The sequence below is a fragment of the Ruminococcoides bili genome (genome assembly GCF_040093295.1).
Classification (GTDB): domain Bacteria; phylum Bacillota; class Clostridia; order Oscillospirales; family Acutalibacteraceae; genus Ruminococcoides; species Ruminococcoides intestinale_A.
The window spans coordinates 17,578-41,895 of the sequence record NZ_JBBNJY010000012.1 but is presented as its reverse complement, the minus strand read 5'-3'; the positions used below and the strand labels follow the sequence as shown (position 1 = coordinate 41,895).

Sequence of the window (24,318 nt, the reverse complement as noted above, 5' to 3'; positions counted from 1 at the left end):
AGAATTATTCTGTTTCACCCGAAAGAATTGTCTGAAGTGCTGTAACATCATTTACATCAACTTTTCCGTCTTTGTTTACATCAGCAATTCTTACTTGTTCTTCGCTAATATTGTTATAATTGCTAAGGTATGTCTGAATAGCTGTAACATCGTTAATGTCTACCTTACTGTCAAGGTTTACATCATTGACAATCTTTGTATCTACAAATACTGTGTAGTCATCTGCGTAACGAAGAACTGCAGGAGCACCGCTGTAACCGTACTTTTCTACCTGTAAGCTGTGAGGACCGAATGTAAGCTGATCCTTATCAATTACAACTACACCGTTATAATCTGTTGTGTATTCTTTGCCGTCAAAATATACTGTCATATTATCAATCGGAAGAACAGCGTCACCGAATGTAGCCTTTGCTGTAAATGTAATTTTACCCTCGCTCGTAAGCAATGAAGTATCTGCAATCGGGAGGTAGCATGGATACTCACCGTAATAAAGAACTACTGTATCATTATTATTAAGTGTATAATCGCTTACTCCTACATTAGGAACTACGCTGTTTACAGCATAATACCAGCCGTCCCAGCCGCCGAATGAACCTGCTGCAATGCCGTTTACCTCTGAAATATAGCCTGCATCTGCACCTACTACTTCGATATTATCAGAAACTTCGTCTGCATATGAGATAAGCTGACCGACATTGCTGTCCTTTGCAATTTCAAATGTGTCTTTAAGGTAGCAAGCCTCCGGACCTTCAATTCTGAGATTTACATTAATTGTGTTTTCTCTTGCAATATTAACTGTAAAGTCGTCAGCATAACGAAGTACGGCAGGAGCACCGTTTGAATTTTTCTTTTCAACCTGAACACTGTGCTCACCTGATGTAAAATCAGCCTTGCTAAGTGAAATTGTACCGTTTTCATCTGTTGTATAAGTATGACCGTCAAAAGTAACTGTCATATCTGCAATAGCAACTGTGCTTACGGTCGGATTCCAGTCGCTGTCATATGTAGTTGACTCTGCATTAAAACTGATTTTGCCGTCACTGTTTAATGCCGAAGTGTCAATCTGCGGAAGAAGACAAGGAAAATCACCGTAATAAAGAACAACTGTATCATTGTCGCTAAGTGTGTAATCACCTACGCCAACATTTGGTGAAACTGAATTTACAATATACTGCCAGCCGTCCCAGCCGCCGAATTTGCCTGCTGTTTCGCCGTTTACATCTGTTATGTAATTATTTTCGGCGCCTGTTACCGTAACATCATCAGAAAGCTTGTCTGCATACTGAATTAAGTCAGCTGCCGTACTACCCTGTGGAATTTCATAATTGTCATAAAGCACACAAGAATTCACACCCTCAATACGGAGTGAAACTGTAATGTCTTTTGTTTCTGCCGCAAATGCCGTAACTGCAGATGCAGAAACAAGCAAAGTAGCAAGTGAAGCAGAAATAAATTTTGCTGTTGTTTTCATAAACATTCTCCTTAAATAAAAAATAGCCCCTTAAAAGAGGCATAGCTATATAAAGGGTAATAATTTACCCAATAACTATTCTCCCACTGCCCAAGAAAGTTTTTCAAACTATGTTATGGCAGGTCTCCTGACTTACAGTCTGCGTTAAAGCAGCCAAGGCGCCTTCTCGGTTTCCCAATGGCATGAGCCAAGGCTATAACTGTTTACAGTAATGGCGGTTGTGACGGACTTGCACCGTCTTCCCTATTAATTAAATGAATAAACCATAACAAATATTAAGTTCAAATTAAATTTTATAGCATAATCGGTGTTATGTCAAGTTAATGCCTGTCTTTTTCCTCTTTTGCCTTATTTTTCCGCTTTATCACAGATAAATACAGCATAAAACACAAAACACCGACAGCAAGTCCGCAAATAACTCCAACTATAAGCATAAATACAGTGTTGTCTGAAAATTTGCCGTTTAATGAACCGAGTTCGTCAATACTGCTTTTTTCTGAATTTCCTGTACTTTCATTGCTTTCGGATTTATATTCCGTTGTATCCGATTTTTCATTATCATTTGATTTTTCACTGCCTTGTTTTGTAACACTTACCTTACCGCTTGAACATTGCGAAATTTCAACGCTTTCTGCCGAAGAATTAACACAATCATAGGCTGTATATTGCAAATTACTCTGACCTTCGGCTGTTGCCTTAAATTCTAAAGTAAGTATTACCGTGTCATTATCAATATTTTTGCCGTCTTTGCAAAGGTAAGATACATTTAATGTACTTCCGTTATCATAAGCATAAGCCAGACTGTCCGAATCGGAACTGATTGAACGGTATTCTATTATATTTCTGTCATAAGTAAATTTTAATAATACGGCAGAGATTTTTTCGGACGATTTTGCCTTTACATCAACCTTAAAAATTCTGCCTTTATCACAATTTATATCTTCTGTTTTGAAAGCTACGCCGTTTGTATCGGCGGCAAAAACAGAAACAGCGGAGAAAATTATGAAAAGAACCGTAAACATTAATAATACAAATCTTTTCATATTTTCTCCGCTCCTTTTTAAGCGTGTTCTGCTTTATTAAAATTTTTTTGTTCGATATCTGACCTTTGTCCCTCTTTTTTGCTCTGCACATTGTAGGAAATGCGTGTAAGCATATTTTCACTCACAAACCGTTGAGCAACTTTTGCTACTTTCATTGTAAAGCCGGGAATAATAACCATTTTGCCTTTCATAGTTTTCTCAATCGCATACTTAGCAACAAAATCCGGCGAAAGTCCGTTAAGGCAAAACTTTACATCCGCAACATTATTAAAATTAGTATTCACAGGACCGGGACAAAGCACGGAAATTTTAACATTACTGCCCTGTCGCCTCAGTTCTTCGTGAACAGCCTCTGTAAGCCTTACAACATAATTTTTTGATGCATAATAACTTGAAAAAGTCGGACCCGCCAAAAAGCCCGCTGACGAACCTACATTAAGAATGTAGCCTTTATTTTTCTTAACCATATCCTGCAAAAAGCATTTTGTCAGAATATGCACTGCACTTATATTTGTGTGAATTAAATCAAGCTCTTTTTTCAGCGGTACATCCAAAAATCTGCCATATGCGCCAAAGCCTGCATTATTGACGAGAAAATCTATATTCTCGTCTTTTAAATGCTCATACAAATCAATAGCGTCTTGTTCCCGTGACAAATCAATGGTGATTACTCTGACATTTACATTTTTAAGTTCAGCCTTAAGCTCTGTCAGCTTATCATAGTTTCTTGACGCAACTATCAAATCATACCCCATTGCAGCCAAGATTCTCGCAATTTCCTTACCAATCCCCGAACTTGCTCCTGTAATTAAAGCCTTCATATATTCACCTGCTTTTATTTATTTTTTGACACCGATGGCACAAAGCCATGTAGTGCCGTCCTTTTTATGGGTTTCAATGTCTTCAAAGCCTGCCTTTGCAAGCATTTCCCGTATCTCCTCCTCTGTCACTGTTTTTATGCCTACCTTGTCCTCTACAGCCTTCCATTTATCAGGTTCTTCGGGAGTTTTCAGCATTTCAAATACAAGCATAATCCTGCCGTTTTGCTTTAACACTCTATAAATTTCTTTTAAATCATTAAGTTTGTCCGGCCAGAAGTAATAGGTTTCTACCGCAGTTACAACATCAAAGCTGCAATCCTCAAACGGCAAAGACGAAACCGAGGCAAGTACGATTTTAACCTTATTACAGAGAATGTTTTTTCTGTTCTGTGCCTTTGAATGTTTGATACAAAGCGCAGAATAATCTATTCCGTAAACCTTGCCGTTACCGATTCTCTCTGCTATTCGTGACACGGTAAGACCGCCGCCGCAGCCAACATCAAGCACACGATAATGTCTTTCAAAATTTATATGATCAAGCGCCCAACCGGTAAGCTCGTAATGTCCTTCATTCATGGAACTAATCATTTTTTTGCCCCAAAAGCCCTTCGGCTTCTTGGCATTTTCCAACAGCTTATGATATTTCACAAGAATCTTCCTTTCCGTAAAACACATATTAACTTTATCAAATATATTAATTTTGCTTTAAACTCATTATTGTGCTATCGATTATAACACATATTTATACATTTTACAATTACTTATTGATTTATTTTATTTGATTTTTGTTCATCAATAAGTTCCTGCACCAAATAATCGTCACTCATACAATACATATCCGATATACCCATTTAGGTTTTATTGTCAAAAGCCAAAATCATATTTAATTTTACAATACTATATTCTTTCCGTCCCATTCAACCGAAACCGCTTTATTATCATTTTCCGAATTAATTAATAATCCCTCATCAAGATTTTTTGTGGAATGGTGAACGGACAGAAGGAATAGAAAGATAGCGAATCAAGGTAACCGTAGCCGATTCGTTTAGCGACCTTGATCTTGTTGTTGAAGTCTTCGAGCTTGTCGGTGTCATCCGAGATATCGGCTACGCTTTTGGGATTGTACTGTTCAATAATTTGCTTTGCGAGGTTCTCGCCCGGTGTGCTTTCTCTCTTTTTTGCCATTTCGTTCATTCCTTTTTCCTTTCTTTCATTGTAGCACACTTTTTCCCAATTGCAAAAAGTGTGCTAGTTATTTTTCTAACTTACACACTTTATTTTACAAGCTCTCCGTTTTCATAAATATATACACTGCCTCCACAATAAGGGCACCGAACTGTCTGCGTTGACCTTACGCTCTCCCAAAACAGTACGCTTTTATCTTTATTAGGGCTGATTCCTATATGTGTTCCTTTAAATTCTTGACTTTCAAATTCAACTTTGATATCATCTAAATATAGCATAGGTTTCTCTCCTTCATTGTTTGTCTTGTCAACTACAATTTTGGAGCTTCCTATGCTCTTTTTCAATATTTATTTTTGATTATCCCACATTTTTCCGTGATGAAGGGAAAAGCCATTGCTTTACTATTATAGATTTTAATTATTAATCCCATCTGAACACAGAACCACAATGTGGGCAAGACTCTATACCGTATTCAATTTCAGCAGAACAAGTAGGACAATAAATTTTTTCATTTTCATAATTGTCTGAAATATATCGACTATCGTTATAATTTTTTTCTTTAACATCAGTCATATTTTCTTTGTAGTTATAACTATTATTATCTAAATTATAATTACTGTCAGAAACATCACTTGTACTTTTTAAGTCAAAATTTTCAGTTGTTTTAACATCAAAACTTTCCTTGATATTTAAATTATTTGATACCGAATTTTCTTTCTTAATTATATTACCGCTTTTTAAATTTGATTCGTTTTTATTCGATAATTCATCAGAAATATTACCTGTTTCGGTGTTATTTTTCGGCGTATCAGATGTTTTGGCAATAGAATTATTATTACTATAATTTTTAGGATTTATATTCTCTGTAGTTATATTACCGCCTTGAGGTTTTTGATTATATCCGTTTACATAATTTCCTGCCAGCGCATAAGAATTATAATTTAATCCTCTGTCATAAAAAGAAGTAGTATGTTTTACTATCCATTTTTTATGTAAACCGAAAAGAAAGCATTACCGAAAACACCTACAAGCAAATCAAATATTACTATAAGGGGTAAAAACGAAAGGAATTTTGTACTGCTAAAATATGTTCCACTATAAAAATAGTCTGAATAATTTACATAACTCATATATCTTGCAACAATAACAGGTGCTATTAAAATTGTACCTAATATTAATCCCCACAAAATTACTTTTCCAAATAACTGTAAAGCTGTACCGTTAAAGTACAATCTTTTACCGTTAATAATCGTATGTTTTGTTTCCCATCTGATTTTTAAACAACAGGCAAAAGGTATACCAAATCCAAATGTTACTACAGAAAGCAATCTACATAAAAAATTCCATCCAGCGAGCTGAATTCCTGTTCCGTCAAAATAAGAATTATTATATTCCGCAGGATAATTTGAATTTATTGGAACGGGCTGTTGATAATTTTGTACAGGTTGTTTGGATACATTGTTATTTTGTTTTTGATTGAAATTCCGATTATTAAACGAATCGGCATAGTTATTATTGGTATTTGAATGATCGGTAACTTTATTAAATTTATAACCGCATTGATTGCAGAATGTATCCTGATCATTACATTTTTTACCGCATTTTGGACAATACATAAATTTCTCCTTATCATTTTAATATACAATATTTTTAAATATTAAATACGAATTAAGCAAATATTATCTCCTGTTTTTTCATGTACAAGTTTTTCATATTGTATTTTTACATTTTCAAAAACAATAGTTTTCTTTTCCTCATTTGGCTGTATATAATTACCGTTACTGTCAAATTCTTTGTTATCTTTAAACTCAAAAATAATAGTGTCTTTTGTTGGGTAATTATTACTGCTATTCAAGCAAAGGCAAAACTTTTCCCGCTCACCGTTTTCTAAAACTTTGTGATAAGTTTCCGCTACAATTTTTAATAAATTCTCTATGTTTTCATTTTCCGGTTGATTAAGAAAATTAATAAAAATTGAATATTCCTTTTTAGGTAGCCTTTCCACATAGGCATTATTAAATAGACAAAAATATTTTAATCCATTGTTTTCCTTATCTTTATCATATAAAAAGATTTTGGATTCATTATCAAATCTATCCTCTAATCTTTTTAAAGAATATCGTTCTATCAACATCTGTTCAGCCAATTGTTTATATAACAATGAACATTTATTAAACATTGCAATCCTCCAAAGCTACTTTTCACTGTATTTAATAGTATATAACTCACACTGTCCCTCATTAGGATCTATAATATATTTTTCACCCCAAGATGAAACAATATATTTTCCATCATAAGTTATACCTGTAACTATCATACCGTGGCCACCATCAATATACTGTTGTATTTCACCATTTTCTTTATAAATATTACCATTATAATAACCCAAAAGGACGCTATTACCACTATCGGTATATTTTTTTAAAATTTCAATTGTCATAGTATTTGATTCTAATTTTGCAACTTCTGAATCTATGCCTCTTTTAGACATAAAACTATTTAAATAGTTCTGGTAGTTTTCAGGATTACTTCCTTGGCCACTTGTATCATTCCAAGGATTATATGTATCATATTCTCCATCTTTATCCGAATTATAGTCATCATACTTATTATATACACCATTTTTTCTATTATCCATAGAAGAATACACATCAGCTATTAATAAATTATAATTCAAATCTCCATTCTTATTGTACATTGAATATCCAAAAGCTTGTTCAAAATCTTTTTCTTTGCCCTGATAATATACAAAAATTGTATTAGCTAATGCAACATAGCCACAGCCTTCACTATTTAGTTTGTTTAGATAATTAGCTAAATTGATATTATCAGATCCATCACAATCTTTAAGGTTTCTTCTAATAATACTTTCGATTTGCTTTCTTTCTTCACTGTTATTTTTTAACTTCTGCGCTGCTCCTTGATCTCCTCCAAAAGAGCCTTTATCATCAAAAACTATAGAATCAATTTCATAACCATTGATTTTATTACCTTTAAATATTTTCCTTATAAGTTCAAGTAAACCGGTATAGAATAAGTTATTTGTAAAAGGCGGAAAAAATTTACTGAAAGGGTTGTTCTCCGATTTACTCACCACATAATTATTATCAGATGAATTATTGGAATTTTTTTCAACATTAATATACAACAAGCATATTTGTTCTAAAGTTTGAGATAAATTATGTGCATTATCCGATAAAGTATTTACATTTTCCTTACTTTTAGCTAAAGCATTTTTCAGCTGAACGGCTGTGTCACCTAAAATCGGCAATACATTTTTTGCAGAATTTATTTTTGATGAATAAGAGGATAACTCACCTTTATAAGAATTATATTTACTCTTTTCATTTTCCAACGCACTGACAAGTACAGAAAATTTTGCCATTATTCTCCCCTCTCCATTACATAAGATTTTACAATAGTCAAAAATATAATTTATTAATTTTGACTATCATAAAATTCTTTTAGCTTTTCAATGAAAATATTTCTTTCTTCATCTGTATAACCTTCAAATACAACTTCTGCTATATCACTGTGATTAAAAAGGAATTGTGAACCTTCGCCCATATTTCCTTCAGGATATACAACACCTATATAATCATAATCTTTATCTTCATTAAGTTGTGTTTGACCCACACCATAAATCATAAGTTTCTTTTTTGCACCTTCCAAAAGCACTACACTTCCAATAGGTAATAATTCTTTAACATTCATAATTAAACCTCCGTACATTAAACAGTTTATAACTTTAATTAACTACTTGCACTTTGAGGTGATTTTGTAATCTTGTTCCACCAACCTCCTATAGCGCCCGTAACTGATTTTGCAATTTTAATTTCAACATCTGTTGTCCAATTTGATAAATCTATAATTCCGTCCGAAATAGTTTCTGTTAAATCTTTGCCGGTAATATTTTTACAGATTCCGTCTGCAGCCCATTTTACTCCGACTGCCGCAACACCAACAGCAACAGCACCCCAACCGACAGGGGTAAAACCAGCAATTGCAGTCACCGCAGCAGTTAAGCCTATATTTATAGCTTTATCAATCGCAAAATCAACAGCTGTTTCCGTTATAGTTTCAGCAATTTTTCTTTCTGTGGTATTATTAACATCATTTGAATCAATATCAACAAAGTTATCGTAACCTCTCGACAATAAGTTCAAGCCTATTCCTGCCCATTTTGTCCCAACTTTTATTTTTTGGGTAACTTTATCAGTATTTTTAAAAGTATAATCTTTAAATTCATCTTTAAATATTGTTCCTATTGATGAGCCTTCTGAGGTTGAATAGCCCCAAAAGGAAGCTTTGCTAAATTTACCACTTTCCAAATCATCAATAATATCCATTGCAGAACCTGCAGCAGATGTTAGGTCTTTGTCGATTGATATCCAATCTTTAAAAGTAAGTGGTTGTCCTGTTAGCACTTTCGCTCCTTTTCCAAAAGCTGATACTATTGAACCGCCCATACCAAATTCACCAACAACGTCCCAAAAAACTGTTCCTTTGTTATTTTTTAATAAATCCCAGACAGCAAACGGCTCAGTTGCAGGATTCATAATTCTTGCAATTGAAGCAGTAGTATTTAAAACATCGTTTAAATTTAATCTGCAAGATTTTGACTCAACCTCTGTATAGCATTTTCCTATAACGTTAAGACCATTGCTTAAATTAAATGAACTTTTTCGTAATTGCTTAATATTTATGTTGCTGTTTTTAAGCGAAATTTTTATTTGAGTGCCGGCATTTCCGTATATCGGTAATACATTTTTTATAGAATTAACTTTTGAAGAATATTCTGATAATTCATTACAATATGTATTAAAATTGCTTGTTTCATTTTCCAACGCACTGACAAGTACAGAAAATCTTGACACTGCTTAGCACCTCCTTTTTATTTGTATGCTCGCTTTCTTGAAATTTCAAGAGCTTTCATTTCGGTATCATAAGTCCTTTTTGCTACACGCCTGATAGTATTTGCAATATCAGAAATACTATCAGCCTCTCTTTTACATTTTTCTGAAAAAGCATTAAGCTTTTTTATAAACTCATTTGACGCATCGCCTGACCAATTAGCTCTGATTTGATTTATATTATCCGAGATTCTTATATTTGCAAGAATTTTTATTGAATTTGCAATTTCATCAAGCTCATCAGCTTTTTTATTTGCAAGATTAAAATTACAATACAGCTGATATTTTGTCATTTTATATCACCTACTCTAATATATTTGACGGTAATTCATTCGTTGCCGTAACAATTGCCGATTCTGTTTGTGCATAATTAGAAGATATGGTTTTAAGTTCGTCTACATATGTCTTAAGATTTTTTATCATATTATTTATGTTATCATTTTGTTTGTTGTAACTCTCAACCTTATCTTCCGATACATATCCTTCCCAGTAACCTCGCATACCGTTAATTTTTTTGCTTATATCAGCAAATAAATTATTTACATTATTTATTTTATTACTGATATTTTCGGCTGTACTATTGAGCTGTTCCGGCGAAACCTCCAGTGTTATATCTCCAAAAGATGATGTAAAAGTATTATTTGCCATAAACACTCACCTCAAATATTAATTTTTGAAATATATGATTTTACATTATTTTCACAAGTTTCATATTCTTTGCTTTTTTCTTTTATTGTTTCAATTAATGCTTTCAGATTATTTATATAGTCTTTTATTTTTGTATAATCTTTAGAAAACTGCTTGGTAAAAGTTTCGTTTGCTTTGCCTTTCCACATAGCATTTAGCCCTGAAACATCTTCATACATTTCATGTACATATCCTTGTACCCTATCTAAATCTGAAATTACATCATATGAATCATAACGCAATCTGTCAGTATCTACAGCAAGCACTTTATTTTTTATTTCTGTTTCCGAAGCCATACTTGTCCTCCTCACATTTGTATCATTAAATTTGTTTGACCTATTCTTATTAAATCGCCGTCATAACATATTTTGGGTTTCATCACTATATCATCATTTAAAAAAGTATGATTAGCCGAATGCAAATCTTCTATATACACATTGCCGCCATTTAAATATAAAGCACAATGCTGATGAGAAATCATAGAATCATTATCTATTGTTAAAATCCCCTTGGCATATACTCTGCCGATAATTATTCTGTTTGAAAGATTTATATTATACTCTTTTCGAGTTTCACTGTTCATATTAATTAGTGTAATATAAACAGATTTTTGACTTTTTGCTCCTACTACAATTGTATCTCTTTGGTCATCACCCATACCAATAAAATAATTGTTGTCAGAAATCATCTGACCTGTGTCTACATCAACACCGCCAGAAATATGTATATCACTTCTGAATTTATTATTTTTTCTTGATTTTAATAAAATTGCAATTGCTATTACTAAAATTAAAATAATAACTGCCGCCGAAATTACTATAACTATCATTTATCTTTGCTCCTGATTATCGTTTGCAATTCTCTTTGATTCATCTTCTATGATCTGCATTCGCCTTGTAAGTTCTTTTAATTCAATATCTACAGATAAAATTTCATCGCCTATTTTTTCTAATTCATTTTGCAAATTGTAAATCTTTCTCATCATAGATTCTGCAAAATCACCTTGCCAACCATATTCTATCAATTGCGTACTATCAACAAATGAATTAAGTACAGTCTTTTTATACTGTTCATAAACATTTTCAATTTCTTTATTTATATATTTGTTCAGCAAAAAATCAAATTTAATTTCTTTGCTCATAGTACCAACCTATCATTCTAAAATTACATTTGGCAGCAAATCTGCTTTTTCTGTGTTCTTTTTTTCAACGCTTTCATAATTAATTATAATTTCTTGTAAATCTTTTTTTCTTTGTTTTAAATTATAAATAATATTCTCTGCAGTTTCTTTATCATAATGATAATTTTCCCGTAATAAATCAGCTGCACTGTCACTCCAGCAATATTCTATATCAGAAAATAAACTATTTATCAAATATAATTTTTGCTCAATATCATTTACTTTTTTCTCAATTTGAGTTGAAATAATTTTTAACTTATCTTCATTTACAACCACAGACGTATCGTTATTTTTATCAGGATTTCTTGTCATTACCGTCACCTTATATTTTGTTTATAATACGAATAGCCTCATCATTATCACTTATATATTCAGCAATAGAAAATTTAACCAAGTCACAATAATTACTATAGCTTTTAGCAAGCTCTTTCAATTCATCAATATCATTTTTTAAATTATTAATAAATATCTGTTGAGATTCACCTTTCCAGTATTGAAGCAAAATTTCGAGTTCTTCCTCAAGGTTTTTTATATCTGTATGTAAACAATCAATAGCTAAACTTAATTGGCTATATAAATACTTCAGATCGTTTATTTCTATATTAATTATCTTCTCCATTGTTCATAATTCCTTGAAAAATATCTATGTTGTTAATTTTTATAAATTCAATTTTGGGTTCTGTATTCTTTTTTGCCGGCTTTTCTTCTAATCTTCTTTCAATATTTTTCTCTGTAGTAATAAATATATCGGATATTCGCTGAACGGCTATACTCATTTTTAATAGAGTATATAAGGAGTTTTCAATATAATCTTCTATTTTAGATATGTGTGTAACTATTCCGTCAACTTCTGTTTGATTATCTGAAAGTTTTATTTTTATCCTATGCAGTTCTTCTTCTATTTCATCTAATTTATATGATGTGTTTTTTATATTTTCAGCAAAAACCTCTGTTTTACCTATATTAATTTTCATAGCTTTTCACTCCATAAAAATCAAATTAATCACAAATCTTTGAATATGACAGGAAAAATATAACTTCTCCTATCATATTTCAAAAATTTGCCCTTTTATAAAAGGATTTATGTTAAAGAAAGATAAGGATAAAAATGAACAAAGTTATATTAAGAAATTATACCCGAGGAAAGTGATGAAGCATCGCTTTCGTTCTGCCTTTCTGTTGTGGCATACGCTTCAGCCATCTGATTAAGATCCGAAACATGCTCGTTAATCATACGAATAAGTGTTTGAATATCTGTTTCAAGACTTTTAAATTTATTTATGTATGCGGTGGCTGCTTCGCCCTCCCAAGCAGAAGAAAGAGCTGAAATCTTATTAAGCATTTCATTTGTCAATGTTTGGATTTTACTACCCTCACTGCTAAAACTTGATGCAGTTTCCTTAAGTTTTTCCGGTGATACTTTAATTGTTCCTGTCATAATAAATACACTCCTTTACATTTATATAATTAATAAGTTCTTCTGTTTGCAATATCTGTATTCATCTGTTCTGTTTGATCATATCTTGTAGCAATTGCATTTAAGCTTGTTGCATATTGGATAATTAATTTATAAAACTCTGTCATTTTTCCTTTATCTGTCATAAAAGCAGCGTGGAATGCATCATTGGCTTCGCCATCCCACATACCGTTAAGACTGCTTTCGTAATTTTCGAGTGCTGAAATTGCTGCCTGAAACTGACCGTTTAAATCAAGCAATTCCTGCGAGCCTCTGTTAAGCTGTGACGATGTTACTCTAAATTCTGACATAATTTTTACCTCCAAAATATTTTTTTGTTTTCCGATGTCTTATCGGATTGTCTTTATTATATTACAATGTAATATTATTTGATTAAAAGCTGACGAACAGCATATTTATATGACGAACGCCCATAAACAGTATTTTTATTAAACTAATATGAGTCTATCTCCATTTTTAATATCATTTTCATATAAACTCAAACTTACCGACAAGGTTTGACTACACTCAATCTTGTAAAGCATAAATTTTTGTGTATTACTAGGTAAAGTAAACTGCTCTTTCTGACAAATCAAAGCAGATACCTCTTCAATAATCCAATAAACAGGTACATCTTCATTAAGTTTAAATTCATATTCTTTATCTATTAACGGTATAAATATGTTAACTAAAATCATTTTTTACTCCCAAACACAATCTCATCAAGTAATAATCTAAAATTATCTTGTGTGTACGATTTTCTCTTAAAAGAATCATTACTTTTAATAAGAAAATAATCATACAAATAATAATTAATTAAAAAAATTTCAGATACAGTTGAATTATTATTACAAAGCAAAATATTTAAAAGAATTTTTTTATTGTTTATACAATTGCGGTTACTGATATCAATTTGTTTTTCAAAATTCTCCAATTCCACATTTTCTATTTCTATTTGACTTTCTGATTTTGGAATGTATGAATTTTCTAAAAGGAAATCTATAAATTGTGTTACAGAAAAAGATGATATTTTAACCTTATTTTGAGAAACAGTTACTCCGCTGCATACAACTATCCGACCGTTTCTTATATAACAACTCAAAGTATTCAAAAAAATGTCGTTTGAATTTATAATCATATAATGTTCAAATTCGCCAATTGTTTTTAAAGCACTGTGAACTTCAGGTTCAATTTTAAATCCGTTTAAATTTTTAATAATTATTTTTTCTTTATACAGATTATTGAAAGCATATCCTGCGCAATCTGCAGAAATAATCTTATTTTCTAAACTATAACCATATAATTTTTTATAACCCGCTAAAGCAAGAAGCATTTTAAATTCATCTTGATTAAATATGTAACTAAATCTCATTTTAATTCCTTAACTCTGCTTTTATATGATCTTGAGATTGGTATAAGTGAATCATCATTTAACACAATTAAATTTTGTGATAATTGAATTTTTTTAATGTAATATCTGGAAACGATATAACTTCTGTGACATCTGATAAATTCACTGCCAAGCTTATTTTCAAGATTATCAAGGGTATCGTAATATGAATATTCCTTATTGCCTACAATCACATATATTTTTTTACTTCGTGATTCCAAATACATTATATTGGTGTAAGGAATAATCTGTCTTTCACCTTTATTCTCTATTACAAGAGCTTTTTCGCCGTCACCTGATGAATATTTCTTTAAATATTCAATTAACAGATTATTAATAACAGTTGATAACATTTCCTTTGAAAAAGGTCTTAACAAAAGAGCACTCGCCATAATTGAAGGTTTTATATATTCCATAGGTGATATATTTTTATCCGCAATTATCATAATAAACATACTTTTATTTTCAGAACGAGCGCTTTCTGCCGCATTAATAGCTCTGTCATTTACTATATCAAATATAGATATATCGTATGACGGAAGACTGCTTGTCAAATTCAAAAAATCCTCATAATTATTAATTAAAACAAACTTCAGGTCATCATCAGTAATTCTGCTGCAAATATTTATTACCGTATCTTTACATAACTTCTGTTCGGATTTCATTTTCGAATATGATAAAAGAGAAATCATCTGTTACCCTCTCCAAACAATGGAATAACAATAGTTTGAGCTATTGATTCATCTTCAGAAGAGGGAACAAGTCCTAAACCTTTTTTCATAGATTTTGACATATCATTAAAATTAATGTTTTGAAATGCAAATACTCTTTGAGCAGAAAGATAGCCTCCAAGATGTACACCTGTTTTGTATGAAGTAAAAATATTATATGCTCTAAAACTGGAAAGAGAAGCTGATTCATCAGTGTTTATGCAAGCAAAGAAAAAGATATTATGCAGAAAACCTTTTTCAAATATGTTTTCAAAAAAAGGATTCATAGCGCTTATATTATTTTCAGGATAATAAATACTTTTTAAAAATATATTCATATCCGCTATAAAAATATAAACCGGTTTATTTATCTGCATCAATTTATAAATTTTGCTTTCATTTTTTCCTTCGTTAAGTAATTGATGCTTTGATTTATTTCTCTTAACAAATTCCGGTACAAGTTTATTAAAATAATCTGAAATCGATTTTTCATCAATAAGATATTCAGCACCTATTGTGTTTGCTATTTGTTTTAATTCACTGCTTGATTTTTCAATAATAACAATTTCACCGTCATTTGCTTTTAATGATGCAGCCATAACAAGTAATTTCATTACATTAGTTTTACCTGTTCTTTTCTTTCCTGTTATGCTGTAACAATAAGTAGCCAATAAATCAATACTATAAATATCAGCATTATCTTTTTCATATGCAAACGGTATTTTTTGACTGTCGTGCAAAGCATTTTTACATTCGTTTTCAGATATTATTTCTTCAAATGTTGGATTTTGAGGAATTGATGGGATTTGTTTAGCCACAAAACCTTTCCAAGAGTTTCTCAAATTCATAACATTTCTTTCTATAATACTGCTTCTTTCATAATCATCTTTAGATTCAACAGCAACAGCAGTCTGAAATTCAAGTATTCGATCACCGACATAACAAATACCTCTGCCCTTTATACCAGGCGCAGGCATTACTTCAAGATGTGTAGTACGCATTATATCCATATACTTATACTTATCACCCATTTCAAGACATACAATAGTTTTTATATTATCGGCAATTCTGTTTTGAATTTCACTCATACCGAAGCCGGCAGATGACATAATAAGATATATACCATATCCTACACCCTCTCTCGAAATACGGATCAAAATATCTTCATATTTATTTTCAGTTTTTTCTTTAAAATTAGCGTAATTATCAATAACAATAAATAAAGAAGGATATTTAATTCCGTTAACCTTAACATATTGTGAATAATTACCTCCGCTAAATGCAAGTTTTCTCTCCTGCATAACGGTCGTTATCATATTAAAAAATCGTTCTGTTTTTTCTGTTTGTGAATCTCTTATTACTCCTCCCGTATGCGGTAAATTTTCAAATAGCGAAAGCATACCGCTGCTAAAATCAAGTATATAAAAATTAACAAATTTCGGTGAATATTTTACGGCAAAAGAGTATAACAAAGTTTGTAAAAAAGTACTTTTACCGCTTACTACCGAGCCGCATACAGCAAAATGTCCTCCATCCGCAAAATCAATACTATATGGCAATTGCAACTGATTTTTCGGGTCATCATATAATCCGATTACTGCATTTAGCGACCATTCGTTTTGTTTTTCCCATTGAGTTGTATAATTATCACTTATATTACAAAGCGTATTAAGCGGAATCATATTACTAAGTAAAGGCAACCATAGTTTCATATTATTTACATAACCGTTTTTCTCTGCAATATCTTTTATATATTCAACAATAGCTTCTAATTGAGTTTTTTCCTTAGGTTCAGGGAGTTTTTTATTTTGCGCTACAAATTTATTGATAATTTTCTCAGATAATTCATCACAATTTTCAATTTTTATCGGAAGTAAATCGACAAAATTACTCATTGTCTGTATATCCGACTCACTTGAACCAAAATTATATCCGAATTGTTTTGCCCTACGGACAAGTACCTCTGCAACTTCAGATTTTGACAAAATTATTTTTGAATTATTTTCTGTATAATCGGAAAGTGTTTTATATTGATTCAGCAAAAAAGAAATCCATTTTTTCTTTTCAATTTCTTTTCTTCTCATCTTTGTATGACTTCCTACAACAGCAGTTTTTCCCGTAGAGGTAATCATAGTTGCTATTTCAGCTTTATTATCATCTGAATTTTCATCATATACAGCTCCGCTCCAACCTGATTGGAAAAGTTCATAAATCTCATCATTTCCAACTTGTAAATAACATCTGCCTGCCTGAGTTATATATGCTGCATCCGGTTTGTGTAACATATCATTACTGTCTTGTTTTCCTTGAACACGCAAGCAAAGTCTGAATTTTGTATTTGACCAGATATTGTCATCTACACTGCCACTCGGTTTTTGTGTTGCAAGTATCAAATGTACACCCAAACTTCTGCCTACCTGCGCAACACTTATAAGTTCACGCATAAAATCAGGTTCTTCTTTTTTTAATTCCGCAAACTCATCAATTATTATAATTAAATGTGGTATAGCGATTTTGGATTCACCGCTTTTATAAAGTCTTGTATAGTTATTTATATTATTTACACCATATTCGCTAAAAATCTTTTGCCGTCTTAAATTCTCACTTTTAATAGAAATCATTGCTCTTACAATTTGATTTCCCGATAAGTTAGAAATTTGTCCGGCAAGATGCGGTAAATCTGAAAATAAATTTGCCATACCGCCACCTTTAAAATCTATAATAAAGAAAGCCATATCTTCAGGGCTAAAATTAATTGCCAAAGACAATACAAGAGTCTGAATTAGCTCACTTTTACCGGAACCTGTAGTTCCTGCAACAAGACCATGAGGTCCGTGGTATTTTTCGTGAATATCAAGGTAACAATTTACTCCGCCCTGTTTTTTACCTATAAGCGCACGCATAGAATTATATGTCTTATTTTTTCTCCAGCGTTCAATTATGTTAAATTCAGATAATTTTGATACACCGTACATTTCAAAAAAGTCAAGGGATGAAACGATACTGTTATCATCTTCAACTTCTTTTACACATATATTAGATAATTTTCGAGCCATATTTATAAGCAAGTTATCATCCACATAATCGAGCTTGATTTTTTTAATATTATTTGTCTGATCGACGGTATTAAAGAATCTGCACCCTTCACCGTCATTTTGAATTATATTAATACAACTGCTCGGTAAATCTCGGCAATATTCAGTTACTATAAAAGTAGTTATTCCAATACTTTTATTTGTATTAAATATATATTTTGAAATAATTTCACCGTCAATTAAAGAATTATCTAAAACAAATAAGAAATAATGCGGTTTGTAACTGCCATTTTTAGTGTATTCATCTTCATTTTCACAGCGTGTTCTCAACACATTTGATATTTCAAAGAAAACATCACTTGCTTCTTGTTTGTTAGTTGCAAAATATCTGTTCTTTTTATTTTCTGACCAAATATGAGGCAATATTTTCATATAATTCCATTTTTCAAAATTATTATTTACTGTATTATTAAAGCAAAAAACAATTTTCGCATCTGTATAACTGATGTTTGAAATAATTTGAGTAATAATTACCTTTAAAACTTCATCTGCTCCGACTTTTTTCTCTCCGCCTACAATGCCATATAAATTGTTATTCTTAAAATCTATTCCTACCGGAATATTTTTAAGTATTTTAAAATTATCATAAATCATTTGCGGTTTGTCTTTTAATGAATCATATTCAAGAGTAAATTTTTCTTTTGGTATTTGGATTTCCGACTGAAAAGCCATATCGCCAAGGCCAAGTCTGCAAAAATAAAAATCACTCTGATTAATATTTCTGTTCCAAAGCTGTTCAGAATTTTCATCATATTTTAAACATTGACCGCAAGAAGGATACATATTATTTAATACATTGTAATTATTTAAATATATTGATTTTATTTCATCTGTAATACTTATAAGATAATTACCGTATATATTAAATCTTTTACTTTCCTCTGCAAATTCTTCTCTGCGGGTAGTTTTTATATTTATATATCCCCACATTGTTCCTATTAAAGCAGAGCCTACAGCCGTAATAATACCGGTAAACATAAATGCACTTGACGCTCCACCTGTCATCGCCTGACTTAAAATAGCAAGTCCACAACCCAACAACATCGGTATTGCCATTGTCAATGACGGTCCGATTGTTTGCAACATAGATCTCCTTTTTGAAAATTGCGGATTTGACGGAGGTTCTATAACTATAGGAGCTGTACTTAAATTAGGTATAAATCGAGGTGATCGATTAAACCATCTTATTTGATGCTTATTATTTGAAAAAGTTTTTAAATTATCACATTTTAATGAATCAATCTTTGCAAGCTTAGAGCTTACTTTATAATCACTGATTACAGAACCTATAGCAATAACATCATCAAAAAACAATATTTTTAATCCAAATACGTCTACTATATCTCCAAATTTTAATTCTTGATAATTATGTACTCTACTACCGTTTATAAAAACTCCGTTAGCACTGTAGTCATATAAAAAGCACAAACCGTCATTGCTTTTTATACTGCAATGGCTTCCCGATACCATACCGTTATATTCGTATTGAATTAAATTCTCCGATGAACGCCCAATATCAATTATTTTTATATGTTTTATAAGGTATTTATCAAACGCTTTAAAAGTAAAGGCATTACTCACAACAATACATTTTAAAAGTTCGTCTTTATCAGTTCTTATATTGAACATTTCAGTATTATTAAGTAAAATTTTATTTTGTTGCTCGTGATTATAAGTAATCGCATAATTTCTGCCGTCACATATATACCACTCCTGATTAACTGATTCAAAGTTCAAATAAAGACTTTTATTTAATAAATAAAGGTCTTTATCAATATAAACTTTATAATCAGAATTATTTATATTAGGAAGCAATACCTCCCTCATAACTTCGTTTTGATAAATAATTAGTATCATAATATTCCCCGATTTACATAACCGTTACATCGTAAAAAAACAAAGTAACCTTAAATTCATTTGAGCCGATTTTTATTATATCTCCGCTTTCGAGTTGTATCATTTCATTATTACTTATAAGAACATTATTAAATAAACCTTTACAAACCATAGTTCCGTTTGCAGATCCTATATCTTGTAAGTACACATCAAAACCCATAGCAAAAATACAACAATGCGTTTTAGAAACAGATGCTTCATTTATAAAAAGATTACATTTTTTCTGATCTCTACCAATAATTATCTTTTTATTTGGATCAAAAACATATTCCATTTTATTTTTCTTATGAAGGCATTTTAAGTAGATCATTGTTTTCTGATCTGCAGGTTTTGAATATTCTAAATTTTCATCAAGCGGATTTTGTAATGAATAATTCAAATAGTCTTCTTTATAAATATTACCTGCTGCAATATAATACTTTTGCTCTTTTTCTTTTTCCTTATTTGTATAAACAGTAGCTGAAACAACTGCAATAACTACCGTTAATAAAACAATAATTACAACTACAATCATAATCTCTTTACCTTTGGATCAATATAACTTATATTTCCGTTACTTATATAAAATGCGGATAAATATGCATAATCAGAAATATATGAAAACGGTTCAGTCGGAACAATTAAATTTTCTTCGCCGGCACCTTCAAATTTTATATTTACCTTATAGTCTTCCGCAGAACAGCTACCGTGAAAATGAAAATCTAACATTGTATTCTTATCATAAACAGTTATAACCTGTGCTGAACCCGTTTCCTCATACTTTGCAATTGTTTTTCCGTTACTTTCAATAATAGGATTATTATACACTTTTGTTTTTCCTACATAACCGTATCCCGTAACAACACAATGAATTTCAGCATATTTACCTTGTGTGCTGCTTGAATTTGGAGTTACCGTAATAACAATTGCTCCTGCCGATTTTTGTAATTTTATATCCATTTCCACATCATTATTTTCTGTTACTGTTACATCAAAATATCCTGTTTCATAATTTTCTGCCGAAACTTCAAAAGTATAATCTCCCTTATCAAGTTCAATCTGGTAGTCTGCATTTGTTACCGATATATTTTTAAAAACAGTGCCGTCATTGTTTGATTTACCTTTTCTTACACTAATCTGTGCATTATTTATAGACTCACCTGATTTTGAATCTATTATTTTTCCTTTTACCTTTTGAAAATTATTTAACTCAACTACGGAGTGTGGAATAATAACATTGTAGTTATTAGAAAAATCAATATTTCCCGATTCATCACAAGCAATTTTTATATCACAACTATTTAATGTAAAAAACATAATATATGAACTTATACTTCTGTCAAATGATTTATTTATATTCACTGCACCAAGCCTTTTTAAATAATCGAAATTAACATTATTTATATCTGTAAAAAGTTCTTTTGCATCATCAAGTATAATTTCATTCGGAGTAGCATTTTTATTCGGTTTTTGACTGCTTGTTTCTATTACTTTCTTATTTTCATCAGTATTATAGTAAACAAACTGCGCATTTAAATTTAAATATCTTACCGTATATTTTCCGTTAAGTGTTTGTTCGGAAGACATTGCATAATTATGCGAATATTTATCATATGTATATGAGTTAAATATATTAAGCAAATTATAGTTTATTTGCTGACTGTTAACACTATCCTCATCAGAATATGTTGTGGCAGACTGACTGTCTTTTAAACTAATGTAATAAGCCAATGTATTTTTCATTTTATCAGAATCAGTATTTTTTATACCAAGATTAAGAATATCCATAAGGCTGTCAAAATCATTTCTTGCATAATAAATCTGTGCAAGTTTAATATAAGGATCTTCCTTTGATTTATCCTCATCTATCGCCTTTTTAAAGTATTCAATAGCCTTATCATAGTCATTATTGTTAATGTATTTTTCTGCCATTTCTATATGCTTTAAATACATACTTTCCGACGGAGTATAATCCATTATAACTAATGCTCCTACTCCACATAAAATAAGTAATACTAACGGTATTGTCAATAAAATAAGTTTATTTTTCATAGTCATACCTCTCAAACTTAAATAATTATAAATACCAAAATAAACAATACAAGTACTATAATTGTAAGAAGTATTGCGTATATAGTATTACTTGACGGTTGATATTCATAAGACTCATCGGAAATGGAATTTTCATCAGAATAATGATTATACCGGCCAGAACTTCTGTATATGTATTGAGCGTCATTATTTTGAGTATTACGATTATAATAATTTTGTTGTTGTAGTCTTTTTCTGTTTAAATTTTGATTTTCATTATAATATGCTGAAATACTGACAGTTTTTGTTTTTCCGGTATCAAGAAAAGCTCCACAATACTCGCATCTTTTCCAACTGTTAAGAACATAACATTTACAATTAGGACAAGTCATCTTTATTCTCCCATTCATCACTAATTTTTTGTACCACCTAAAAAGTAAAACCTCTGCTATTGAAATAAAAACAATGCTGAATACAACTATAATTATTCCAATTATAATAGAAATCATAATTACACCTCACCATTCGGATGAGCAGTAATAACTGTACATCTTTTTTATTTCTATTAAATCATCATCAGGTATTGATGATTTTACATCATCTGTTGCAGTTATAAATAATTCGTGTGCTTTTCTGCAATACATACTAACTTCACTGCTATTTTTGTCATAAGATGTAAACGCAAGATAAATATAAACTCTGCAATCTTGCGGATAATAATCGCTCAACCTTTTCAGCACATTTTCTGCTTCTGTATAATTGTCGTTAAATCTATATATTTGAGCTAAATTAATAGTATCGGTAACACTCGGATAATAATCATTTTGAATTTCAGTATAATATTCTAAAGATTTTTCAATATACTGTCGATTGTTACTGTCAACATAAACCATACAATTAAAATAAGCGCTGCCAAGTTTTCTTAAAACCGAAATATCCTTTTTAACATCCAATGCTTGTTCATAATACTTAACTGCATTTAAGTAATCCTTTTCTTTGAAAAATGAATCACCGTATATTAAATAACCCATATACTCATTTTCTATGCCAATATTCTGACTTAGAATCTCATTAAGTATTTCTCTGCAATTATCGGTGTTGCCAATATATAAATTAAATTGAGCTTCAACTATCCTAATATAATATGAATCTTTATTTTCAGCTTTATCAATCTCATTTTCAACCTTACTTAAATCGTTATTCATTATAAGTGAAATAAGATAATCTCTAAAATACACATCAGCATTTTCATTATTATTTTTAGTGCTACCGGCTGCTTCGTATGCCTTTTTATAGTAAACAGATGCATTTACAAAATCATTTTGTCGGTAGTAGCAATCCCCCACTGAATGTAATAAATTTTCTTTAGTTTCATTGTCTATATATTTTTGGTAATTATCATTATCAAGAATTCTTCTGCCTTCGTCTGTAGCAGAGTAATCATTTTGTTCGTAGCTTTCTACAAACTTTTCGTAATCTTTGTTAAAATTATCTTTTATTATGCTGTTATTTCCGTTTATCATTAATCCGATACCTGAAATAGCAGAAAGTACAGCAATCGAAGAAACACATATCTGAATAGCAACATACTTTTTAAATCTTTTATCCTGTTTTTTTATATTATTAACTGCATCAAGCATTTTTCTTGCTGTTTTAAATCTGTCTGAAAGATTTTTATTCATGGACTTTTGAATAATCGAAACAAAAGCGTCTGAATAAGGAATATCAAATTGTGATATATCAGGTTGCTCCTGATTTTCAATATCAGGTAATATACCTGTCATTAAATAATAAAAAGTTGCTCCCAGACTATATATATCAGATCTTCCGTCAAGCTCAACCATTTCATCATAAGAACCGTTTAATATACTTAATACATTATGGTATTGCTCGGGAGATGAATAATTAACACTAAAACCTTTAATTGTTTCTGACTGTCCTAACGAAATTCCAAAATCTATTAAACATATATTGCCGTCAGAATTAACAATTATATTAGCGGGCTTTATATCCATATGGATAACAGGTATAGGTTTTTCATGCAGATAAACCAGTACCTCACAAAGTTGTTTTAACCATTTTACAAGTTGGTTTTCACTGAAAAACTCACCGTTTTTTATATAATAAGATAAATCATAACCGTTTATATAATCAATTATTGTGTATATATCATTTTCAAATTCAATAAAATCATAAACTTGCGGTAAATAAGGGTGATGTAAACTTTTTAAAATATCAACTTCATTTCTAAGTAAAGAAACATTTGATACATCACCCTTAAATTTTTTCATTACCACATATTTTTCTAATCTTAAATGAAAAGCAAGATATACTACGCCCATTCCGCCGCTTCCAATTTCATTGACAATTTTATATGTATTGTCAATAATTTCTCCACTGTAAAGCATAATCTAAACCTGCCTGTCATTGAATCTATGCATACCGATTAAGGTATGCATAG

The 24,318-nt window shown here is 30.7% G+C and carries 29 protein-coding genes and 1 riboswitch; all 29 genes read right to left on the bottom strand.

Going from position 1 to position 24,318, the window contains the following annotated elements; all coding sequences use genetic code 11:
• Positions 1-4 precede the first annotated feature (4 nt).
• The 29 genes from AAAY30_RS05730 to AAAY30_RS05590 all read right to left on the bottom strand — a co-directional run bounded on the left by AAAY30_RS05730 (position 5) and on the right by AAAY30_RS05590 (position 24,265).
• Entirely contained in the window at positions 5-1,471 is a 1,467-nt protein-coding gene (locus tag AAAY30_RS05730; RefSeq protein WP_302191301.1) for a DUF4430 domain-containing protein, read from the bottom strand.
• Positions 1,472-1,571: 100 nt separating this feature from the next.
• Positions 1,572-1,754, bottom strand: a riboswitch (cobalamin riboswitch).
• Positions 1,755-1,791: 37 nt separating this feature from the next.
• Positions 1,792-2,514 carry a cohesin domain-containing protein gene (locus AAAY30_RS05725; RefSeq protein ID WP_252559500.1) on the bottom strand — a complete coding sequence of 241 codons (723 nt, stop codon included), beginning with the start codon at positions 2,512-2,514 and terminating at the stop codon, positions 1,792-1,794.
• A gap of 17 nt (positions 2,515-2,531) precedes the next feature.
• Positions 2,532-3,335: an SDR family NAD(P)-dependent oxidoreductase gene (locus AAAY30_RS05720; protein WP_499215773.1), complete on the bottom strand. Its 804-nt coding sequence runs from the start codon at positions 3,333-3,335 to the stop codon at positions 2,532-2,534.
• Between the two features lie 18 nt (positions 3,336-3,353).
• Positions 3,354-3,983, bottom strand: a complete 630-nt coding sequence (locus tag AAAY30_RS05715) for a class I SAM-dependent methyltransferase (RefSeq protein ID WP_022235095.1) — start codon at positions 3,981-3,983, stop codon at positions 3,354-3,356.
• Between the two features lie 306 nt (positions 3,984-4,289).
• Positions 4,290-4,529 (bottom strand): hypothetical protein, encoded by a 240-nt coding sequence (locus tag AAAY30_RS05710; protein WP_295026869.1) that lies wholly within the window; start codon positions 4,527-4,529, stop codon positions 4,290-4,292.
• An 80-nt stretch (positions 4,530-4,609) separates the two neighbouring features.
• Positions 4,610-4,798: a hypothetical protein gene (locus AAAY30_RS05705; RefSeq protein ID WP_302484584.1), complete on the bottom strand. Its 189-nt coding sequence runs from the start codon at positions 4,796-4,798 to the stop codon at positions 4,610-4,612.
• Positions 4,799-5,497: 699 nt separating this feature from the next.
• Complete coding sequence (locus AAAY30_RS05700; RefSeq protein WP_499215774.1) at positions 5,498-6,136, bottom strand: zinc ribbon domain-containing protein; 639 nt, start codon at positions 6,134-6,136, stop codon at positions 5,498-5,500.
• A 41-nt stretch (positions 6,137-6,177) separates the two neighbouring features.
• Positions 6,178-6,699 carry a hypothetical protein gene (locus AAAY30_RS05695; RefSeq protein WP_302484586.1) on the bottom strand — a complete coding sequence of 174 codons (522 nt, stop codon included), beginning with the start codon at positions 6,697-6,699 and terminating at the stop codon, positions 6,178-6,180.
• Between the two features lie 15 nt (positions 6,700-6,714).
• On the bottom strand, positions 6,715-7,905 hold the full coding sequence (locus tag AAAY30_RS05690; RefSeq protein WP_302484587.1) for a hypothetical protein: 1,191 nt from the start codon (positions 7,903-7,905) through the stop codon (positions 6,715-6,717).
• Positions 7,906-7,958: 53 nt separating this feature from the next.
• Complete coding sequence (locus AAAY30_RS05685) at positions 7,959-8,234, bottom strand: DUF4176 domain-containing protein (RefSeq protein WP_294663650.1); 276 nt, start codon at positions 8,232-8,234, stop codon at positions 7,959-7,961.
• 38 nt (positions 8,235-8,272) lie between these two features.
• Positions 8,273-9,397, bottom strand: coding sequence for a hypothetical protein (locus AAAY30_RS05680; RefSeq protein ID WP_302484588.1), 1,125 nt, complete (start codon positions 9,395-9,397; stop codon positions 8,273-8,275).
• 17 nt (positions 9,398-9,414) lie between these two features.
• Entirely contained in the window at positions 9,415-9,726 is a 312-nt protein-coding gene (locus AAAY30_RS05675) for a WXG100 family type VII secretion target (RefSeq protein WP_302484589.1), read from the bottom strand.
• A gap of 10 nt (positions 9,727-9,736) precedes the next feature.
• Positions 9,737-10,081, bottom strand: a complete 345-nt coding sequence (locus AAAY30_RS05670) for a WXG100 family type VII secretion target (RefSeq protein WP_294663644.1) — start codon at positions 10,079-10,081, stop codon at positions 9,737-9,739.
• An 11-nt stretch (positions 10,082-10,092) separates the two neighbouring features.
• Complete coding sequence (locus AAAY30_RS05665; protein WP_302484590.1) at positions 10,093-10,416, bottom strand: WXG100 family type VII secretion target; 324 nt, start codon at positions 10,414-10,416, stop codon at positions 10,093-10,095.
• An 11-nt stretch (positions 10,417-10,427) separates the two neighbouring features.
• Positions 10,428-10,949 carry an FHA domain-containing protein gene (locus tag AAAY30_RS05660; protein WP_294667016.1) on the bottom strand — a complete coding sequence of 174 codons (522 nt, stop codon included), beginning with the start codon at positions 10,947-10,949 and terminating at the stop codon, positions 10,428-10,430.
• Positions 10,950-11,261 (bottom strand): hypothetical protein, encoded by a 312-nt coding sequence (locus tag AAAY30_RS05655; protein ID WP_302484591.1) that lies wholly within the window; start codon positions 11,259-11,261, stop codon positions 10,950-10,952.
• A 12-nt stretch (positions 11,262-11,273) separates the two neighbouring features.
• Positions 11,274-11,612, bottom strand: a complete 339-nt coding sequence (locus AAAY30_RS05650; protein WP_302484592.1) for a hypothetical protein — start codon at positions 11,610-11,612, stop codon at positions 11,274-11,276.
• A 10-nt stretch (positions 11,613-11,622) separates the two neighbouring features.
• Positions 11,623-11,919 carry an RNA-binding protein gene (locus tag AAAY30_RS05645; protein WP_337781598.1) on the bottom strand — a complete coding sequence of 99 codons (297 nt, stop codon included), beginning with the start codon at positions 11,917-11,919 and terminating at the stop codon, positions 11,623-11,625.
• Positions 11,903-12,274 (bottom strand): hypothetical protein, encoded by a 372-nt coding sequence (locus AAAY30_RS05640; protein WP_294663631.1) that lies wholly within the window; start codon positions 12,272-12,274, stop codon positions 11,903-11,905. The genes AAAY30_RS05645 and AAAY30_RS05640 overlap by 17 nt, the downstream gene beginning before the upstream one ends.
• A gap of 149 nt (positions 12,275-12,423) precedes the next feature.
• Positions 12,424-12,738: a WXG100 family type VII secretion target gene (locus AAAY30_RS05635; protein ID WP_294663629.1), complete on the bottom strand. Its 315-nt coding sequence runs from the start codon at positions 12,736-12,738 to the stop codon at positions 12,424-12,426.
• Between the two features lie 29 nt (positions 12,739-12,767).
• The gene (locus AAAY30_RS05630; RefSeq protein WP_294663628.1) at positions 12,768-13,067 is read right to left on the bottom strand and encodes a WXG100 family type VII secretion target; all 300 of its coding nucleotides are present in this window, start codon (positions 13,065-13,067) and stop codon (positions 12,768-12,770) included.
• Positions 13,068-13,205: 138 nt separating this feature from the next.
• Entirely contained in the window at positions 13,206-13,454 is a 249-nt protein-coding gene (locus AAAY30_RS05625; protein ID WP_302484594.1) for a ubiquitin family protein, read from the bottom strand.
• Positions 13,451-14,128 (bottom strand): hypothetical protein, encoded by a 678-nt coding sequence (locus AAAY30_RS05620; protein WP_294663624.1) that lies wholly within the window; start codon positions 14,126-14,128, stop codon positions 13,451-13,453. The genes AAAY30_RS05625 and AAAY30_RS05620 overlap by 4 nt, the downstream gene beginning before the upstream one ends.
• Positions 14,125-14,838, bottom strand: a complete 714-nt coding sequence (locus AAAY30_RS05615) for a LytR/AlgR family response regulator transcription factor (RefSeq protein ID WP_294667006.1) — start codon at positions 14,836-14,838, stop codon at positions 14,125-14,127. Before AAAY30_RS05615 ends, AAAY30_RS05620 begins: the two co-directional genes overlap by 4 nt.
• A complete protein-coding gene (locus AAAY30_RS05610; RefSeq protein ID WP_499215775.1) occupies positions 14,835-19,808 on the bottom strand; it encodes a type VII secretion EssC family protein in 4,974 nt (1,657 codons plus the stop codon). Before AAAY30_RS05610 ends, AAAY30_RS05615 begins: the two co-directional genes overlap by 4 nt.
• A 13-nt stretch (positions 19,809-19,821) precedes the next feature.
• Positions 19,822-20,361, bottom strand: a complete 540-nt coding sequence (locus AAAY30_RS05605; RefSeq protein WP_302484596.1) for an FHA domain-containing protein — start codon at positions 20,359-20,361, stop codon at positions 19,822-19,824.
• The gene (locus AAAY30_RS05600; protein ID WP_302484597.1) at positions 20,358-21,878 is read right to left on the bottom strand and encodes a carboxypeptidase regulatory-like domain-containing protein; all 1,521 of its coding nucleotides are present in this window, start codon (positions 21,876-21,878) and stop codon (positions 20,358-20,360) included. The genes AAAY30_RS05605 and AAAY30_RS05600 overlap by 4 nt, the downstream gene beginning before the upstream one ends.
• A 17-nt stretch (positions 21,879-21,895) precedes the next feature.
• Entirely contained in the window at positions 21,896-22,366 is a 471-nt protein-coding gene (locus tag AAAY30_RS05595) for a hypothetical protein (RefSeq protein WP_499222350.1), read from the bottom strand.
• A gap of 9 nt (positions 22,367-22,375) precedes the next feature.
• Entirely contained in the window at positions 22,376-24,265 is a 1,890-nt protein-coding gene (locus AAAY30_RS05590) for a protein kinase domain-containing protein (protein ID WP_302484598.1), read from the bottom strand.
• Positions 24,266-24,318 lie beyond the last annotated feature (53 nt).

Bases quoted from the DNA above. Each gene is read 5' to 3' on its own strand.
- AAAY30_RS05730 (WP_302191301.1), bottom strand. From the start codon at position 1,471: ATGAAAACAACAGCAAAATTTATTTCTGCTTCACTTGCTACTTTGCTT.
- AAAY30_RS05725 (WP_252559500.1), bottom strand. From the start codon at position 2,514: ATGAAAAGATTTGTATTATTAATGTTTACGGTTCTTTTCATAATTTTC.
- AAAY30_RS05720 (WP_499215773.1), bottom strand. From the start codon at position 3,335: ATGAAGGCTTTAATTACAGGAGCAAGTTCGGGGATTGGTAAGGAAATT.
- AAAY30_RS05710 (WP_295026869.1), bottom strand. From the start codon at position 4,529: ATGAACGAAATGGCAAAAAAGAGAGAAAGCACACCGGGCGAGAACCTC.
- AAAY30_RS05705 (WP_302484584.1), bottom strand. From the start codon at position 4,798: ATGCTATATTTAGATGATATCAAAGTTGAATTTGAAAGTCAAGAATTT.
- AAAY30_RS05700 (WP_499215774.1), bottom strand. From the start codon at position 6,136: ATGTATTGTCCAAAATGCGGTAAAAAATGTAATGATCAGGATACATTC.
- AAAY30_RS05695 (WP_302484586.1), bottom strand. From the start codon at position 6,699: ATGTTTAATAAATGTTCATTGTTATATAAACAATTGGCTGAACAGATG.
- AAAY30_RS05690 (WP_302484587.1), bottom strand. From the start codon at position 7,905: ATGGCAAAATTTTCTGTACTTGTCAGTGCGTTGGAAAATGAAAAGAGT.
- AAAY30_RS05685 (WP_294663650.1), bottom strand. From the start codon at position 8,234: ATGAATGTTAAAGAATTATTACCTATTGGAAGTGTAGTGCTTTTGGAA.
- AAAY30_RS05675 (WP_302484589.1), bottom strand. From the start codon at position 9,726: ATGACAAAATATCAGCTGTATTGTAATTTTAATCTTGCAAATAAAAAA.
- AAAY30_RS05670 (WP_294663644.1), bottom strand. From the start codon at position 10,081: ATGGCAAATAATACTTTTACATCATCTTTTGGAGATATAACACTGGAG.
- AAAY30_RS05665 (WP_302484590.1), bottom strand. From the start codon at position 10,416: ATGGCTTCGGAAACAGAAATAAAAAATAAAGTGCTTGCTGTAGATACT.
- AAAY30_RS05660 (WP_294667016.1), bottom strand. From the start codon at position 10,949: ATGATAGTTATAGTAATTTCGGCGGCAGTTATTATTTTAATTTTAGTA.
- AAAY30_RS05655 (WP_302484591.1), bottom strand. From the start codon at position 11,261: ATGAGCAAAGAAATTAAATTTGATTTTTTGCTGAACAAATATATAAAT.
- AAAY30_RS05650 (WP_302484592.1), bottom strand. From the start codon at position 11,612: ATGACAAGAAATCCTGATAAAAATAACGATACGTCTGTGGTTGTAAAT.
- AAAY30_RS05645 (WP_337781598.1), bottom strand. From the start codon at position 11,919: ATGGAGAAGATAATTAATATAGAAATAAACGATCTGAAGTATTTATAT.
- AAAY30_RS05640 (WP_294663631.1), bottom strand. From the start codon at position 12,274: ATGAAAATTAATATAGGTAAAACAGAGGTTTTTGCTGAAAATATAAAA.
- AAAY30_RS05635 (WP_294663629.1), bottom strand. From the start codon at position 12,738: ATGACAGGAACAATTAAAGTATCACCGGAAAAACTTAAGGAAACTGCA.
- AAAY30_RS05630 (WP_294663628.1), bottom strand. From the start codon at position 13,067: ATGTCAGAATTTAGAGTAACATCGTCACAGCTTAACAGAGGCTCGCAG.
- AAAY30_RS05625 (WP_302484594.1), bottom strand. From the start codon at position 13,454: ATGATTTTAGTTAACATATTTATACCGTTAATAGATAAAGAATATGAA.
- AAAY30_RS05620 (WP_294663624.1), bottom strand. From the start codon at position 14,128: ATGAGATTTAGTTACATATTTAATCAAGATGAATTTAAAATGCTTCTT.
- AAAY30_RS05615 (WP_294667006.1), bottom strand. From the start codon at position 14,838: ATGATTTCTCTTTTATCATATTCGAAAATGAAATCCGAACAGAAGTTA.
- AAAY30_RS05610 (WP_499215775.1), bottom strand. From the start codon at position 19,808: ATGATACTAATTATTTATCAAAACGAAGTTATGAGGGAGGTATTGCTT.
- AAAY30_RS05605 (WP_302484596.1), bottom strand. From the start codon at position 20,361: ATGATTGTAGTTGTAATTATTGTTTTATTAACGGTAGTTATTGCAGTT.
- AAAY30_RS05600 (WP_302484597.1), bottom strand. From the start codon at position 21,878: ATGAAAAATAAACTTATTTTATTGACAATACCGTTAGTATTACTTATT.
- AAAY30_RS05595 (WP_499222350.1), bottom strand. From the start codon at position 22,366: ATGATTTCTATTATAATTGGAATAATTATAGTTGTATTCAGCATTGTT.
- AAAY30_RS05590 (WP_302484598.1), bottom strand. From the start codon at position 24,265: ATGCTTTACAGTGGAGAAATTATTGACAATACATATAAAATTGTCAAT.